Genomic DNA, 13,290 nt, shown 5'->3' on the forward strand with positions numbered 1-13,290 from the left:
ACGTACTCCTTCAGTTAAGGTAAGCCTTACCTAAATCCCGATGGAGGTTCGACGCACGTGAACCAGTCGCGTCCCAAGGTCAAGAAGTCCAGGGCACTGGGCATCGCGCTGACCCCGAAGGCCGTCAAGTACTTCGAGGCCCGCCCCTACCCGCCGGGCGAGCACGGCCGCGGTCGCAAGCAGAACAGCGACTACAAGACGCGGCTGCTGGAGAAGCAGCGGCTGCGCGCCCAGTACGACATCAGCGAGCGCCAGATGCAGCGCGCGTACGACGCCGCCAAGAAGGTCGCCGGGCTGCGCACCGGCGAGGCGCTGATCATCGAGCTGGAGCGGCGCCTCGACGCGCTCGTGCTGCGTGCGGGCCTGGCCCGCACCATCTACCAGGCCCGCCAGATGGTCGTGCACGGCCACATCGAGGTCAACGGCCGCAAGGTCGACAAGCCGTCCTTCCGGGTCCGCCCCGACGACGTCGTCCAGGTCCGCGAGCGCTCCCGCGAGAAGACGCCCTTCCTCGTCGCCCGCGAGGGCGGCTGGGCCGGCGAGGGCGAGGCCCCGCGCTACCTCCAGGTCAACCTGCAGGCGCTCGCCTTCCGGCTGGACCGCGACCCCAACCGCAAGGAGATCCCGGTCATCTGCGACGAGCAGCTGGTCGTCGAGTACTACGCCCGCTGAGCCCGCCCAGGGTCCCGCGCGTCAGCCCGCCGCCTCGGGAGAGGCGGCGGGCTCGTGCGTCCGGGGGGCGGGCGGGCGCGGACCGCCGCGCTGCCCCTGCGGCCCCTCATCGGCGTGCGGCCGGTTCAGCGCCCGGCGGGCCGCCGCGTCCAGGCCCAGCAGGGCGCCCTCGCCGAGCGCCGCCGCATAGGCCGCGTCGCCCAGCGCCGCCCGCACCCGCTGCTCGCACACCGCGTGCGGGGCGTTGAAATACCGCGAGCCGAACAGCCGCAGGCCCACCGACTCCCACAGCCGCCGCGCCGCGCCCTGGAGCACCGCCGCCTCGTACGGCGCCCCCTCGCCCTCGGTGATGAGCGCCAGCAGCTCCAGCGCGAGCACCGCGCCCACCAGGTCGTCGAAGCTGTGGTCGATCGCCAGCGCCTCCTCGGCGAGCCGGCGCGCCCGGTCCGGCCGCCCGTCCAGCCAGGCCGCGTAGCCCAGCACGTACAGCGCGTACGCCTGCGTCCACCGCTCCCCATGGTCCCGGCAGATGTCCCGGACCTCCTCCACCAGGCCCACCGCCTTGGCGACGTCGCCCTGGAAGGCGACCGACATCGCCAGTTCCACCTGCGCCATCAGCACGTTGCTGTTCAGCTCGCCGATGCTGCGGTAGCGCAGCAGCGCGTCGCCGATGAAGCGCTCGGCACGCGGCATGTCGTCCGAGACCAGCGCCAGGCAGCCGAGCCGGTGCACGGCGTACGCCTCCGCGGTCGCGTTGCCCGACGCGACCGCCTGCTCCCGGCAGTCCTGGAGCACCGCGAGGGCCGCCGCCGAATCGCCCTGGAGCAGGGCGACATAGCCGTACACCCACATCGCCTTCGCGCGCGCCTCGGTCGGCTCCGCCGGCACCTCCAGTGCCCGGTCCAGCCAGTGCCGCCCCTCCGCGAGCCGCCCGCAGCCCACCCAGCAGAACCACAGCGTGCCCGCCAGGTACTGGCCGACCGCCGGGTCCTCCGGCGGCTCGCCCGGCAGCCCGTCGAAGCTGAACTCCAGGGCCAGCCGCAGATTCGGCAGATCGGCCGCGACCCGCGCGGCCACCTCCGTCTGGCGCGGGCTGAACCAGTCCAGCTCGCACCAGGTGGCCAGGCCCAGATACCAGTCGCGGTGCCGGCGCCGCACCCGCGGCTCGTCGCCCAGCGCCGCGAGCCACCCGGCGCCGTACTCGCGCACGCTCTCCAGCATCCGGTAGCGGACCCGGCCCGCGCGGTCCTCCTCGCGGCTCAGCACCGACTGCGCCACCAGCGCCGCGACCGCCTCCACCACGTCGTCCTCGGCGAGCCCGGTGCCCGCGCACACGTACTCCGCGGAGTCCAGGTCGAAGTGCCCGGCGAAGACCGAAAGCCGCGCCCACAGCAGCCGCTCGGCCGGGCTGCACAGCTCGTGGCTCCAGCCGATCGCGGTACGCAGCGCCCGGTGCCGCTCGGGCGCGCTCGGATCGCCGCCGGTCAGCAGCCGGAAGCGGTCGTCGAGCCGGTCGACCAGCTGCTCCACCGACAGCGCGCGCAGCCGTACCGCCGCGAGCTCCAGCGCCAGTGGCAGGCCGTCCAGCCGGGCGCACAGCTCGGTGACGGCCGCGCGGTTCGCGGGGGTCACGGCGAAGCCGGGCAGTACGGCGGCGGCCCGGTCGGCGAACAGCCGTACCGCCTCCGACGCGGCCGGCAGCGGCTCCAGCGGCAGCAGGCGCTCGCCCGTCACACCCAGCGCCCGGCGCCCCGCCGCCAGCACCCGCAGCCCCGGGGCGCGCCGCAGCAGCTCGCCGACCAGATCCGCGCAGCCGTCCGCGAGGCGGTCGAATCCGTCGAGGACGAGCAGCACCTCCCGGTCGGCCAGATGCTCGGCGAGCGCGGCGCGCGGCCCCCGGCTGGTGTGGTCCGGCAGCCGCAGCGCCTCGGCGAGGGTGAGCTCCAGCAGGTCCGGGGCCGGGAGCGCGGCGAGCTCGGCGAGGAAGACGCCGTCGGGGAAACGGTCCTGCAAGGCGGCGGCCGCGCGCAGCACGAGGCGCGTCTTGCCGACGCCGCCCGCGCCGGTTACCGTCACCAGCCGCTCCGCTCCGCGGAGGGCGGCCGTGACCTGCTCCACGTCGGCCGCGCGGCCGACGAACCGGGTCAGCTCCGCCGGGAGGTTCGTCCTCATGATTGACGGAGCGTACCCGTACGCTCTCGCTGCGTACAACGGCGCCCCGGGGTGCCCGGCGCGGCAAAGGAGCGCGATTCTGCCACGCAGGGCAACAAACCAGGGGCGCGGGGAACTGCGCGCGCAACCCCCCGCTCACCGCAAGATCCCGCCACCGGCGGAACCCGGCACCCCGGGGGGTAAAGCGGTGCGGGGTCAGGTCCGCGGAGCGGTAAGGTCAGGAGTCACTGACCTGGGGACGAGAGGAAGGCGCGGCAAGGTGTCCGGTGGAGAAGTGGCCGGCGTAGCCGGCCTGATCGTGGCGGTGTTCTGGGCGATCCTCGTGTCGTTCCTGGCCGTCGCGCTGGCGCGGCTCGCCCGCACGCTGCGGAGCACCACCGAACTGGTGGCCGGCATCACCGAGCAGGCCGTTCCGCTGCTCGGCGAGGCCTCGGACGCGCTGCGCTCGGCGAACGCCCAGCTGGACCGGGTCGACACGATCACCGCGGACGTGGCCGAGGTGACGGCCAACGCCTCCGCGCTCTCCTCCACTGTCGCCAGCACCTTCGGCGGCCCCCTGGTGAAGGTCGCGGCCTTCGGCTACGGGGTGCGGCGGGCGGTCGGGCGGCAGGCCCGGGCCGGCGCCGACGTACCGGCCGCAAGGCGGCGCGGACGCCGCAACCGCTCGAAGGACTGAGGCCCATGTTCCGCCGTCTGTTCTGGTTCCTGACCGGCGCCGCCACCGGCGTGTGGGCCACCAGGAAGGTCAGCCGCGCGCTGCGCCGGCTGAGCCCCGACAGCCTCGCCGCGACCGCCGCCGACCGCGCGCTGGAGACCGGCGCGCGGCTGCGCGAGTTCGCCGCCGACGTCAGGTCGGGGATGGCGCAGCGCGAGGGCGAGCTGCAGGACGCGCTGGGCCTGACCGGTGGCGAGCCCGACAAGGCCGCCCGCCGCCCCGCGCCGCGGGAACTGGACACCGACCTCCCGGCACCGCGCCGGGGCATCGCGTACAACACGTACGACCGGAAGGACGAACACTGATGGAGTCGGCAGAAATCCGCCGCCGCTGGCTGCGCTTCTTCGAGGAGCGCGGGCACACCGTTGTGCCGTCGGCGTCCCTCATCGCCGACGACCCGACGCTGCTGCTGGTCCCGGCGGGCATGGTCCCCTTCAAGCCGTACTTCCTCGGCGAGGTCAAGCCGCCCTTCGCGCGCGCCACCAGCGTGCAGAAGTGCGTCCGCACCCCGGACATCGAGGAGGTCGGCAAGACCACCCGGCACGGCACGTTCTTCCAGATGTGCGGCAACTTCTCCTTCGGCGACTACTTCAAGGAAGGCGCCATCCGCTACGCCTGGGAGCTGCTCACCGAGCCCCTGGACAAGGGCGGTTACGGCCTGGAGCCGGACAGGCTCTGGATCACCGTCTACGAGGAGGACGACGAGGCCGAGCAGATCTGGCGGGACGTCATCGGCGTCCCCGCCGAGCGCATCCAGCGGCTCGGCAAGGGCCCGAACTTCTGGTCGATGGGCGTGCCCGGCCCCTGCGGCCCGTGCTCGGAGATCAACTACGACCGCGGCCCGGAGTTCGGCGCCGAGGGCGGCCCGGCCGTCAACGACGAGCGCTACGTGGAGATCTGGAACCTGGTCTTCATGCAGTACGAGCGCGGCGCGGGCGAGGGCAAGGAGGACTTCCCGATCCTCGGCGACCTGCCCGCCAAGAACATCGACACCGGCCTCGGCCTGGAACGCCTCGCGATGATCCTGCAGGGCGTGCAGAACATGTACGAGACCGACACCCTGCGTGTCGTGATCGACAAGGCCATCGAGCTGACCGGCGTCCCCTACGGCCGCGCGCACGACTCCGACGTGGCGCTGCGCGTGGTCGCCGACCACATGCGCACCTCCGTCATGCTCATCGGCGACGGCGTGACCCCCGGCAACGAGGGCCGCGGCTACGTGCTGCGCCGCATCATGCGCCGCGCCGTCCGCAACATGCGGCTGCTGGGCGCCCACGAGCCCGTGGTGGCCGAACTGCTGGACGCCGTCATCGGCATGATGGGCCAGCAGTACCCGGAGCTGGTCACCGACCGCAAGCGCATCGAGACCGTCGCGCTCGCCGAGGAGGCCGCCTTCCTCAAGACGCTCAAGGCCGGCACCAACATCCTCGACACCGCCGTGACGGAGACCAAGGCCGGCGGCGGCACGGTGCTCGCCGGCGACCAGGCCTTCCTGCTGCACGACACGTGGGGCTTCCCGATCGACCTCACCCTGGAGATGGCCGCCGAGCAGGGGCTGTCCGTGGACGAGGACGGCTTCCGGCGGCTCATGAAGGAGCAGCGCGACCGCGCCAAGGCCGACGCCCGCGCCAAGAAGACCGGCCACGCCGACCTGTCCGCCTACCGCGAGGTCGCCGACCGCACCGGCGGCACGGAGTTCACCGGCTACGCGGCCGACCAGAACGAGGCCACGGTCGTCGGCCTGCTGGTGGACGGCCTGCCGTCGCCCGCCGCCACCGAGGGCGACGAGGTCGAGGTCGTGCTCGACCGCACGCCGTTCTACGCCGAGGGCGGCGGCCAGCTCGCCGACACCGGGCGGATCCGGATCGAGGGTGGCGCCGTCGTCGAGGTCCGGGACGTGCAGCAGCCCGTGCCGGGCGTCAGCGTGCACAAGGGCGTCGTCCAGGTCGGCGAGGTCACCGTCGGCGCCACCGCGCTGGCCCAGATCGACCTGGTGCGCCGCCGGGCCATCGCCCGCGCCCACAGCGCCACCCACCTGACCCACCAGGCGCTGCGCGACGCCCTCGGCCCCACCGCCGCCCAGGCCGGTTCGGAGAACTCGCCCGGCCGCTTCCGCTTCGACTTCGGCTCGCCCACGGCTGTGCCCGGCGCGGTGCTCACCGACGTCGAGCAGAAGATCAACGAGGTGCTGGCCCGCGAACTCGACGTCACCGCCGAGATCCTGCCGATCGCCGAGGCCAAGCGGCAGGGCGCCATCGCCGAGTTCGGCGAGAAGTACGGCGAGCAGGTGCGCGTGGTCACCATCGGCGACTACTCCAAGGAGCTGTGCGGCGGCACGCACGTCGGCAACACCGCCCAGCTCGGGCTGGTCAAGCTGCTCGGCGAGGCCTCCATCGGCTCCGGTGTGCGCCGGGTCGAGGCCCTGGTGGGCGTGGACGCCTACAACTTCCTGGCCCGCGAGCACACCGTGGTCGCCCAGCTGACCGAGCTGGTCAAGGGCCGCCCGGAGGAGCTGCCCGACAAGATCGCCGGGATGCTCGGCCGGCTCAAGGACGCCGAGAAGGAGATCGAGCGCTTCCGCGCCGAGAAGGTCCTCCAGGCCGCCGCCGGGCTCGCGGAGAGCGCCGAGGACGTCAAGGGCGTCGCCCTGGTCACCGGCACGGTGCCGGAGGGCACCGGCGCCGACGACCTGCGCAGGCTGGTGCTCGACGTACGGCAGCGCGTCACCGGCGGCCGCCCGGCCGTCGTGGCCCTCTTCACCGTCGCCAATGGACGCCCGCTGACCGTGATCGCCACCAACGAGGCCGCCCGCGAGCGCGGCGTCAAGGCCGGTGAACTGGTGCGCGCCGCCGCCAAGACGCTCGGCGGCGGTGGCGGCGGCAAGGACGACGTGGCCCAGGGCGGCGGCCAGAACCCGGCGGCCGTGCCGGAGGCCGTGGAGGCCGTGCGGCGGCTCGTCGCCGAGAAGGCGTGAGCGTGCACGACGCGGCAGGCGGCGCCGAGCCGCCGCGGCCCGCCCTCCGGCGCGGGCGGCGGCTCGGCGTCGACGTCGGGGACGCCAGGATCGGGGTCGCCTCGTGCGACCCGGACGGCATCCTGGCCACCCCGGTCGAGACGGTGCCGGGCCGGGACGTGCCCGCCGCGCTGCGCCGGCTGGCGCAGATCACGGCGGAGTACGAGCCGATCGAGGTCGTCATCGGGCTGCCGCGGTCGCTCAACGGGACCGAGGGGCCGGCCGCGGCCAAGGTGCGGGCCTTCGCGCAGGGTGTGGCGAAAATCATCAGCCCCGTGCCGGTGCGGCTGGTGGACGAGCGGATGACCACCGTGACCGCCGCGCAGGGTCTGCGCGCGTCGGGCGTGAGGTCGAAGAAGGGACGCTCCGTAGTCGACCAGGCAGCCGCGGTCATCATCCTGCAGAGCGCGCTGGAAGCCGAACGGCTGTCGGGTAAAGCTCCGGGGGAGAGCATCCAATCCTCTGTCTGATCGCGATACGGTAACGTTCCGCGCGACACGGCGGCGCCTCATGGCGCCGCCCGTTTCGCAAGGTCGGCAGGCCCGATGCCGACCGCGTACCAAGGGGACCGATGACTGACTATGGCCGGGGCTCCGGCTCCGAACCGTGGGACCCGGACGACCCGCTGTTCGGCGACACGTACAACCGGGGTCAGGGATACCAGCAGCAGCCGCAGGGACAGTACGGCGGCGACTGGCAGGACCCCTACGCCACGGGCCAGCACCAGCAGCAGTACCCCCAGCAGGGCACCGGCCAGTACCCGCAGGCACCCCAGCAGCAGTACGGGCAGGAGCAGGGCTACCCGCAGCAGCAGGGCCACGCCGGCCAGTACCCCCAGCAGGGCGGCTACCCGCAGCAGGGCGGCTACGACACCGGCTCGCACCAGACGTACGGCACCGGCAGCCACGGCACGTACGACACGGGCTCGCACGGCACGTACGACACCGGCAGCCACGGGACGTACGACACCGGTTCGCACCAGACCGGCGGCTACGGCACCCAGGAGGCGTACGGCCGCGGCCCGCAGGATCCGTACGGCCACCCGCAGCAGCAGAGCGGCTACTACGACCAGGGCACCGGGCAGTACCCGCATCAGGCGCAGCAGCCCCAGCAGCCCCAGTACCGCCAGCCCCAGCAGCCCGGCCCCGGCGGCCAGCAGGCCATGGGCGCCCCCGGCCAAGGCCCCGGCCAGGGCCAGGCTCCCGACCCCGGGCAGGGTCGTGTGCAGCAGCCTCCGGCCGGCACCCGCCCGCAGGAGCCGCGCACCGGCCCGCTGCGCGGCGGCCCGGCCGCGACCGACTGGGACGCCGACGAGGACAAGGGCCCGCGCGAGCACAACTTCTTCGCCAACCGCGACGACGACGATGACGAGGACGACGACACCCCGGCGAGCACCGGCCGCCGCGCCGGCCGTGACCAGCCGGGCGGCCGCAAGCGCCGCAGCGGCTGCGCGTGCTTCGTCGTCGCGCTGGTGCTCGTCGGCGGGATCGCCGGCGGCGGCTACTACGGCTACGGCTTCTACCAGGACCACTTCGGCCCGGCCCCCGACTACTCCGGCCAGGGCACCGGCTCCGTGCAGGTGACGATCCCCAAGGGCGCGACCCTGACCACCATGGGCAACCTGCTCAAGGAGGCCGGCGTGGTCAAGAGCGTCGAGGCCTTCACCACCGCGGCGAACAAGAACCCCAAGGGCACGAGCATCCAGGCCGGCGTCTACTCGCTCAACAAGCAGATGTCGGCGGACTCCGCCGTCGCGATGATGCTCGACCCCAAGTCGCAGGACGCCCTGATCATTGCCGAGGGCATGCGCGACAAGCAGATCTACGCGGCGATAGATGCCAAGCTCGGCATCAAGGCCGGTACCACCGAGGACATCGCCCAGGCCCAGTACAAGACCTTCGGCCTGCCCGACTGGGCCGTCGTCGGGCACGGGGTGAAGGACCCGCTGGAGGGCTTCCTCTTCCCGGCGAAGTACAGCGTCGCCAAGGGCATGAAGCCCGAGGTCCTGCTCAAGCAGATGGTCGCCCAGGCGAGCGCCGAATACGCGCAGCTGGACCTCGCCGGCCAGGCGAAGAAGTACGACCTGTCCGGCCCGTACCAGCTCCTCACCGTCGCCAGCCTGGTGCAGGCCGAGGGCAAGACGGACGACGACTTCCGCAAGATGGCCAAGGTCATCTACAACCGGCTGGACCCCGCGAACAAGCAGCACACCAACGGCCTGCTGGGGTTCGACTCGACGTACAACTACGTCAAGAACCGCAACCAGGAGAAGATCTCCGAGAACGAGATCCTCTCGCTGCACGACAAGTACAACACGTACCTCTACAAGGGCCTGACGCCCGGCCCGATCGGCAATCCGGGCCTGGTGGCGCTCAAGGCGGCGATGAACCCGGACTCGGGACCCTGGTACTTCTTCATCTCCAAGGACGGCAAGACCACCGAGTTCACCGAGACCTACTCGGAGTTCCAGAAGATCAAGAACAGCTAGCCGGCACCAGCAAAAGCGAGCGACAACCCCCGTGAACCCCACCGCATCCTCCGGCGGCCTCCGCCGAGCCGCCGTGCTCGGCTCGCCGATCGCCCACTCGCTGTCCCCGGCGCTGCACCGCGCCGCCTACGCGGCGATGGGCCTCGACGGCTGGCGCTACGACCGCTTCGAGGTCGACGAGGCGGCCCTCCCGGCCTTCCTCGCCGACCTCGACCCGGCCGAGTGGGCGGGGCTGTCGCTGACCATGCCGCTCAAACGGGCCGTGATCCCGCTGCTCGACGCGATCACGCCCACCGCCGCGTCCGTCGAGGCCGTCAACACGGTGGTGTTCGGCCCCGACGGGCGGCGCGGCGACAACACCGACATCCCCGGGCTGCTCGCCGCCCTGTACGAGCGCGGCATCACCACCGTGCCGTCCGCCGCCGTCCTCGGCGCGGGCGCCACCGCGTCCTCCGCGCTCGCCGCCCTCTCCCGCATCTGCACCGGCGAGGTCACCGCGTACGTCCGCAGCGACGCCCGCGCCGCCGAGATGCGGCTGTGGGGCGAGCGGCTCGGCGTGGTCGTGCGCACCGCCGGCTGGGACGGCGCGGCCGCGGCGTTCGACGCCCCGCTGGTGATCGCCACCACGCCCGCGGGCGCCGCCGACCACCTCACCGCCGCCGTACCGCAGCGGCCGGGCGCGCTCTTCGACGTCCTCTACCACCCGTGGCCCACCCCGCTGGCCGCCGCCTGGTCCGCCCGCGGCGGCACCGTCCTCGGCGGCCTCGACCTGCTCGTCCACCAGGCCGTCCTGCAGATCGAGCAGTACACCGGCCGCACCGGCGTCCCCGTGCCCGCCCTGCGCGCGGCGGGCGAGGCGGCCCTCGGCGGCCACTGAGCCCCGAGCCCCCCGTCCCGCACCCTGGACGCGGGTCCGGGGTGGGGCGGGAAACGTGGGAGGATCGGGGCGAGAACGGCAGGGCTTTGTCGAGGGAGCACCGTTGAGCAGGTTGCGCTGGCTGACCGCGGGGGAGTCGCACGGCCCCGCACTCGTGGCGACACTGGAAGGGCTGCCCTCCGGGGTACCCGTCACCACCGACCTGGTGGCCGACGCACTGGCGCGGCGGCGGCTCGGCTACGGCCGTGGCGCCCGCATGAAGTTCGAGCGGGACGAGGTGACCTTCCTCGGCGGCGTACGCCACGGCCGCACCATGGGAAGCCCCGTCGCGATCATGGTCGGCAACACCGAGTGGCCCAAGTGGGAACAGGTCATGGCGGCCGACCCGGTCGACCCCGAGATCCTCGCGGGACTCGCCCGCAACGCCCCGCTGACCCGGCCCCGGCCCGGCCACGCCGACCTCGCCGGGATGCAGAAGTACGACCTGGACGAGGCCCGGCCGGTCCTGGAGCGCGCCAGCGCCCGGGAGACCGCGGCCCGCGTCGCGCTCGGCGCCGTCGCCCGCTCCTACCTCAAGGAGACCACCGGCATCGAGATCGTCTCGCACGTCGTCGAACTCGCCGCAGCCAAGGCCCCGTACGGGGTGCTGCCGGTGCCCGCCGACGAGGCCCGGCTCGACGAGGACCCGGTGCGCTGCCTCGACGCCGACGCGAGCAAGCGGATGGTCGCCGAGATCGACCAGGCCCACAAGGACGGCGACACCCTCGGCGGCGTCGTCGAGGTGCTGGCCTACGGGGTGCCGGTCGGCCTCGGCTCGCACGTCCACTGGGACCGCCGGCTCGACGCGCGGCTCGCCGCCGCGCTCATGGGTATCCAGGCCATCAAGGGCGTCGAGGTCGGCGACGGCTTCGACCTCGCCCGCGTCCCCGGCTCGCAGGCGCACGACGAGATCGTGCCCGGCCCCGACGGCATCCGCCGCAGCTCCGGCCGCTCCGGCGGCACCGAGGGCGGCATCAGCACCGGCGAACTGCTGCGGGTGCGCGCCGCGATGAAGCCCATCGCGACCGTGCCGCGCGCGCTCGCCACCGTCGACGTCACCACCGGCGAGCCCGCGCAGGCCCACCACCAGCGCTCCGACGTGTGCGCGGTGCCCGCCGCCGGCATCGTCGCCGAGGCCATGGTCGCGCTGGTGCTCGCCGACGCCGTCGCCGAGAAGTTCGGCGGCGACTCCGTCGCGCAGACCCGGCGCAACGTCCAGGACTACCTCGACCACCTGGTCGTGCGGTGACCGTACCGGGCGGGCCCCCCGCCGTCGTACTGGTCGGCCCGCCCGGCGCGGGCAAGTCCACCACCGGCCGCATCCTCGCCGACCGGCTCGGCGTCGGCTACCGCGACACCGACGCCGACATCGAGGCGACCGCGGGCAAGCCGATCCCGGACATCTTCGTCGACCACGGCGAGCCGCACTTCCGCGCGCTGGAGAGCGCCGCCGTCCGCGACGCGCTGGCCGGCCACGGCGGAGTCCTCGCCCTCGGCGGCGGCGCCATCATGGACGCCGGGACCCGCGCCCTGCTCGACGGCCTGCCGGTGGTCTTCCTCGACGTCGGCCTGCACTCCGCCGTCCACCGCGTCGGCCTCGACGCCCCGCGCCCGCTGCTTGCCGTCAACCCGCGGCAGCGCTGGCGGGAGCTGATGGAGGCGCGCCGCCCGCTCTACACCGAAGTCGCCCTGGCCGTCGTCCCCACCGACGACCGCACCCCCGAGGACGTGGCCGACGCCGTCCTCGACGCACTCCAGCTGAAGGACGCATGAGCGACACGCCCGAGACCGCGCCCCCGGTCCGCATCACCGTCGCCGGGACCGCCGGCACCGACCCGTACGACGTGCTCATCGGCCACCAGCTGCTCGGCGAACTCCCCGGCCTCATCGGGGAAAAGGCCAGGCGCGTGGCCGTCGTGCACCCCGAGGCGCTGGCCGGCACCGGCGAGGCCGTCCGCGACGACCTCGCCGAGCAGGGCTACGAGGCCGTCGCCGTCCAGGTGCCCAACGCCGAGGAGGCCAAGACCGCCGAGGTCGCCGCCTACTGCTGGAAGGCCCTGGGCCAGAGCGGCTTCACCCGCACCGACGTCATCGTGGGCGTCGGCGGCGGCGCCACCACCGACCTCGCCGGCTTCGTCGCCGCGAGCTGGCTGCGCGGGGTGCGCTGGATCGCCGTGCCCACCACGGTGCTCGGCATGGTGGACGCGGCCGTCGGCGGCAAGACCGGCATCAACACCGCCGAGGGCAAGAACCTCGTCGGCGCCTTCCACCCGCCCGCCGGCGTCCTGTGCGACCTCGCCGCCCTCGACTCGCTGCCCGCCAACGACTACGTCAGCGGCCTCGCCGAGATCATCAAGGCCGGCTTCATCGCCGACCCGGTCATCCTCGACCTGATCGAGGCCGACCCCGAGGGCGCCCGCAGCCCCGGCTACGCCCACACCGCCGAGCTGGTCGAACGCGCCATCCGCGTCAAGGCGCAGGTCGTCTCCAGCGACCTCAGGGAATCCGGCCTGCGGGAGATCCTCAACTACGGCCACACACTCGCCCACGCCATCGAGAAGAACGAGCGCTACCGCTGGCGGCACGGCGCCGCCGTCTCCGTCGGCATGGTCTTCGCCGCCGAACTCGGCCGCCTCGCCGGGCGCCTCGACGACGCCACCGCCGACCGGCACCGCGCCGTCCTCGGGGCGGTCGGCCTGCCGCTCACCTACCGCGGCGACCAGTGGCCGAAGCTGCTGGAGACCATGAAGGTCGACAAGAAGTCCCGCGGCGACCTGCTGCGCTTCATCGTCCTCGACGGCCTCGCCAAGCCCACCGTCCTCGAAGGCCCCGACCCCGCGGTCCTGCTCGCCGCCTACGGGGAGGTGTCCGCGTGACCCGCCCGGTCCTCGTCCTCAACGGCCCCAACCTCGGCCGCCTCGGCTCCCGCGAGCCCGACGTCTACGGCTCCACCTCCTACGCCGGCCTCGTCGAGCGCTGCACGGCCTTCGGGGCGAAGCTCGACTTCGCCGTCGAGGTCCGCGAGACCAACGACGAGGGCGAGCTGATCCGCTGGCTGCACGAGGCGGCCGACGGGCGGGTGCCCGTCGTCCTCAACCCCGGTGCGTTCACGCACTACTCGTACGGCCTGCGCGACGCTGCGGCGCAGCGGACCGCGGCGCTCATCGAGGTCCACATCTCCAATCCGTACGCGCGCGAGGCCTTCCGCCACGAGTCGGTGATCGCCCCGGTGGCCACCGGCACGATCGCCGGCTTCGGCCTCACCTCCTACCTCCTGGCCCTCCAGGCCCTCGCCGACCTCCCCGAGTAGGCGT

General features: G+C 73.5%; 12 protein-coding genes. 11 read left to right on the forward strand and 1 reads right to left on the reverse strand.

Annotated elements, in window-relative coordinates; genetic code table 11:
* Positions 1-57: 57 nt before the first annotated feature.
* Positions 58-672, forward strand: a complete 615-nt coding sequence (gene rpsD, locus ACH4SL_RS25445; RefSeq protein WP_398449396.1) for a 30S ribosomal protein S4 — start codon at positions 58-60, stop codon at positions 670-672.
* Positions 673-693: 21 nt separating this feature from the next.
* On the opposite strand, the gene ACH4SL_RS25450 is transcribed toward rpsD, so the two are convergent.
* Complete coding sequence (locus ACH4SL_RS25450) at positions 694-2,844, reverse strand: ATP-binding protein (protein WP_398449398.1); 2,151 nt, start codon at positions 2,842-2,844, stop codon at positions 694-696.
* A gap of 259 nt (positions 2,845-3,103) precedes the next feature.
* On the opposite strand from ACH4SL_RS25450, the gene ACH4SL_RS25455 reads away from it, so the two are divergent.
* From ACH4SL_RS25455 to ACH4SL_RS25500, 10 genes are all read left to right on the forward strand, one after another.
* Positions 3,104-3,520: a DUF948 domain-containing protein gene (locus ACH4SL_RS25455; RefSeq protein ID WP_398449400.1), complete on the forward strand. Its 417-nt coding sequence runs from the start codon at positions 3,104-3,106 to the stop codon at positions 3,518-3,520.
* Positions 3,521-3,525: 5 nt separating this feature from the next.
* A complete protein-coding gene (locus tag ACH4SL_RS25460; protein ID WP_398449402.1) occupies positions 3,526-3,864 on the forward strand; it encodes a DUF6167 family protein in 339 nt (112 codons plus the stop codon).
* Positions 3,864-6,533 carry an alanine--tRNA ligase gene (gene alaS / locus ACH4SL_RS25465; protein ID WP_398449404.1) on the forward strand — a complete coding sequence of 890 codons (2,670 nt, stop codon included), beginning with the start codon at positions 3,864-3,866 and terminating at the stop codon, positions 6,531-6,533. The genes ACH4SL_RS25460 and alaS overlap by 1 nt, the downstream gene beginning before the upstream one ends.
* Positions 6,530-7,042, forward strand: a complete 513-nt coding sequence (ruvX, locus tag ACH4SL_RS25470) for a Holliday junction resolvase RuvX (protein WP_398449406.1) — start codon at positions 6,530-6,532, stop codon at positions 7,040-7,042. Before alaS ends, ruvX begins: the two co-directional genes overlap by 4 nt.
* Positions 7,043-7,143: 101 nt before the next feature.
* Positions 7,144-9,060 carry an endolytic transglycosylase MltG gene (gene mltG, locus ACH4SL_RS25475; RefSeq protein WP_398449408.1) on the forward strand — a complete coding sequence of 639 codons (1,917 nt, stop codon included), beginning with the start codon at positions 7,144-7,146 and terminating at the stop codon, positions 9,058-9,060.
* Between the two features lie 31 nt (positions 9,061-9,091).
* Positions 9,092-9,937, forward strand: coding sequence for a shikimate dehydrogenase (locus tag ACH4SL_RS25480; RefSeq protein ID WP_398449410.1), 846 nt, complete (start codon positions 9,092-9,094; stop codon positions 9,935-9,937).
* A 103-nt stretch (positions 9,938-10,040) separates the two neighbouring features.
* Positions 10,041-11,225, forward strand: a complete 1,185-nt coding sequence (aroC, locus tag ACH4SL_RS25485) for a chorismate synthase (RefSeq protein WP_398449412.1) — start codon at positions 10,041-10,043, stop codon at positions 11,223-11,225.
* Complete coding sequence (locus tag ACH4SL_RS25490; RefSeq protein ID WP_398449414.1) at positions 11,222-11,749, forward strand: shikimate kinase; 528 nt, start codon at positions 11,222-11,224, stop codon at positions 11,747-11,749. The genes aroC and ACH4SL_RS25490 overlap by 4 nt, the downstream gene beginning before the upstream one ends.
* Positions 11,746-12,852 (forward strand): 3-dehydroquinate synthase, encoded by a 1,107-nt coding sequence (gene aroB / locus ACH4SL_RS25495; protein ID WP_398449417.1) that lies wholly within the window; start codon positions 11,746-11,748, stop codon positions 12,850-12,852. The genes ACH4SL_RS25490 and aroB overlap by 4 nt, the downstream gene beginning before the upstream one ends.
* Positions 12,849-13,286: a type II 3-dehydroquinate dehydratase gene (locus ACH4SL_RS25500; protein ID WP_398449419.1), complete on the forward strand. Its 438-nt coding sequence runs from the start codon at positions 12,849-12,851 to the stop codon at positions 13,284-13,286. The genes aroB and ACH4SL_RS25500 overlap by 4 nt, the downstream gene beginning before the upstream one ends.
* Positions 13,287-13,290: the final 4 nt, after the last annotated feature.

Source organism: Streptomyces sp. NPDC021020, from assembly GCF_044333285.1.
Lineage (GTDB): Bacteria > Actinomycetota > Actinomycetes > Streptomycetales > Streptomycetaceae > Actinacidiphila.

Coding starts and splice junctions, on each gene's coding strand:
- ACH4SL_RS25450 (WP_398449398.1), bottom strand. CDS start 2,844: ATGAGGACGAACCTCCCGGCGGAGCTGACCCGGTTCGTCGGCCGCGCG.
- ACH4SL_RS25460 (WP_398449402.1), top strand. CDS start 3,526: ATGTTCCGCCGTCTGTTCTGGTTCCTGACCGGCGCCGCCACCGGCGTG.
- alaS (WP_398449404.1), top strand. CDS start 3,864: ATGGAGTCGGCAGAAATCCGCCGCCGCTGGCTGCGCTTCTTCGAGGAG.
- mltG (WP_398449408.1), top strand. CDS start 7,144: ATGACTGACTATGGCCGGGGCTCCGGCTCCGAACCGTGGGACCCGGAC.
- aroB (WP_398449417.1), top strand. CDS start 11,746: ATGAGCGACACGCCCGAGACCGCGCCCCCGGTCCGCATCACCGTCGCC.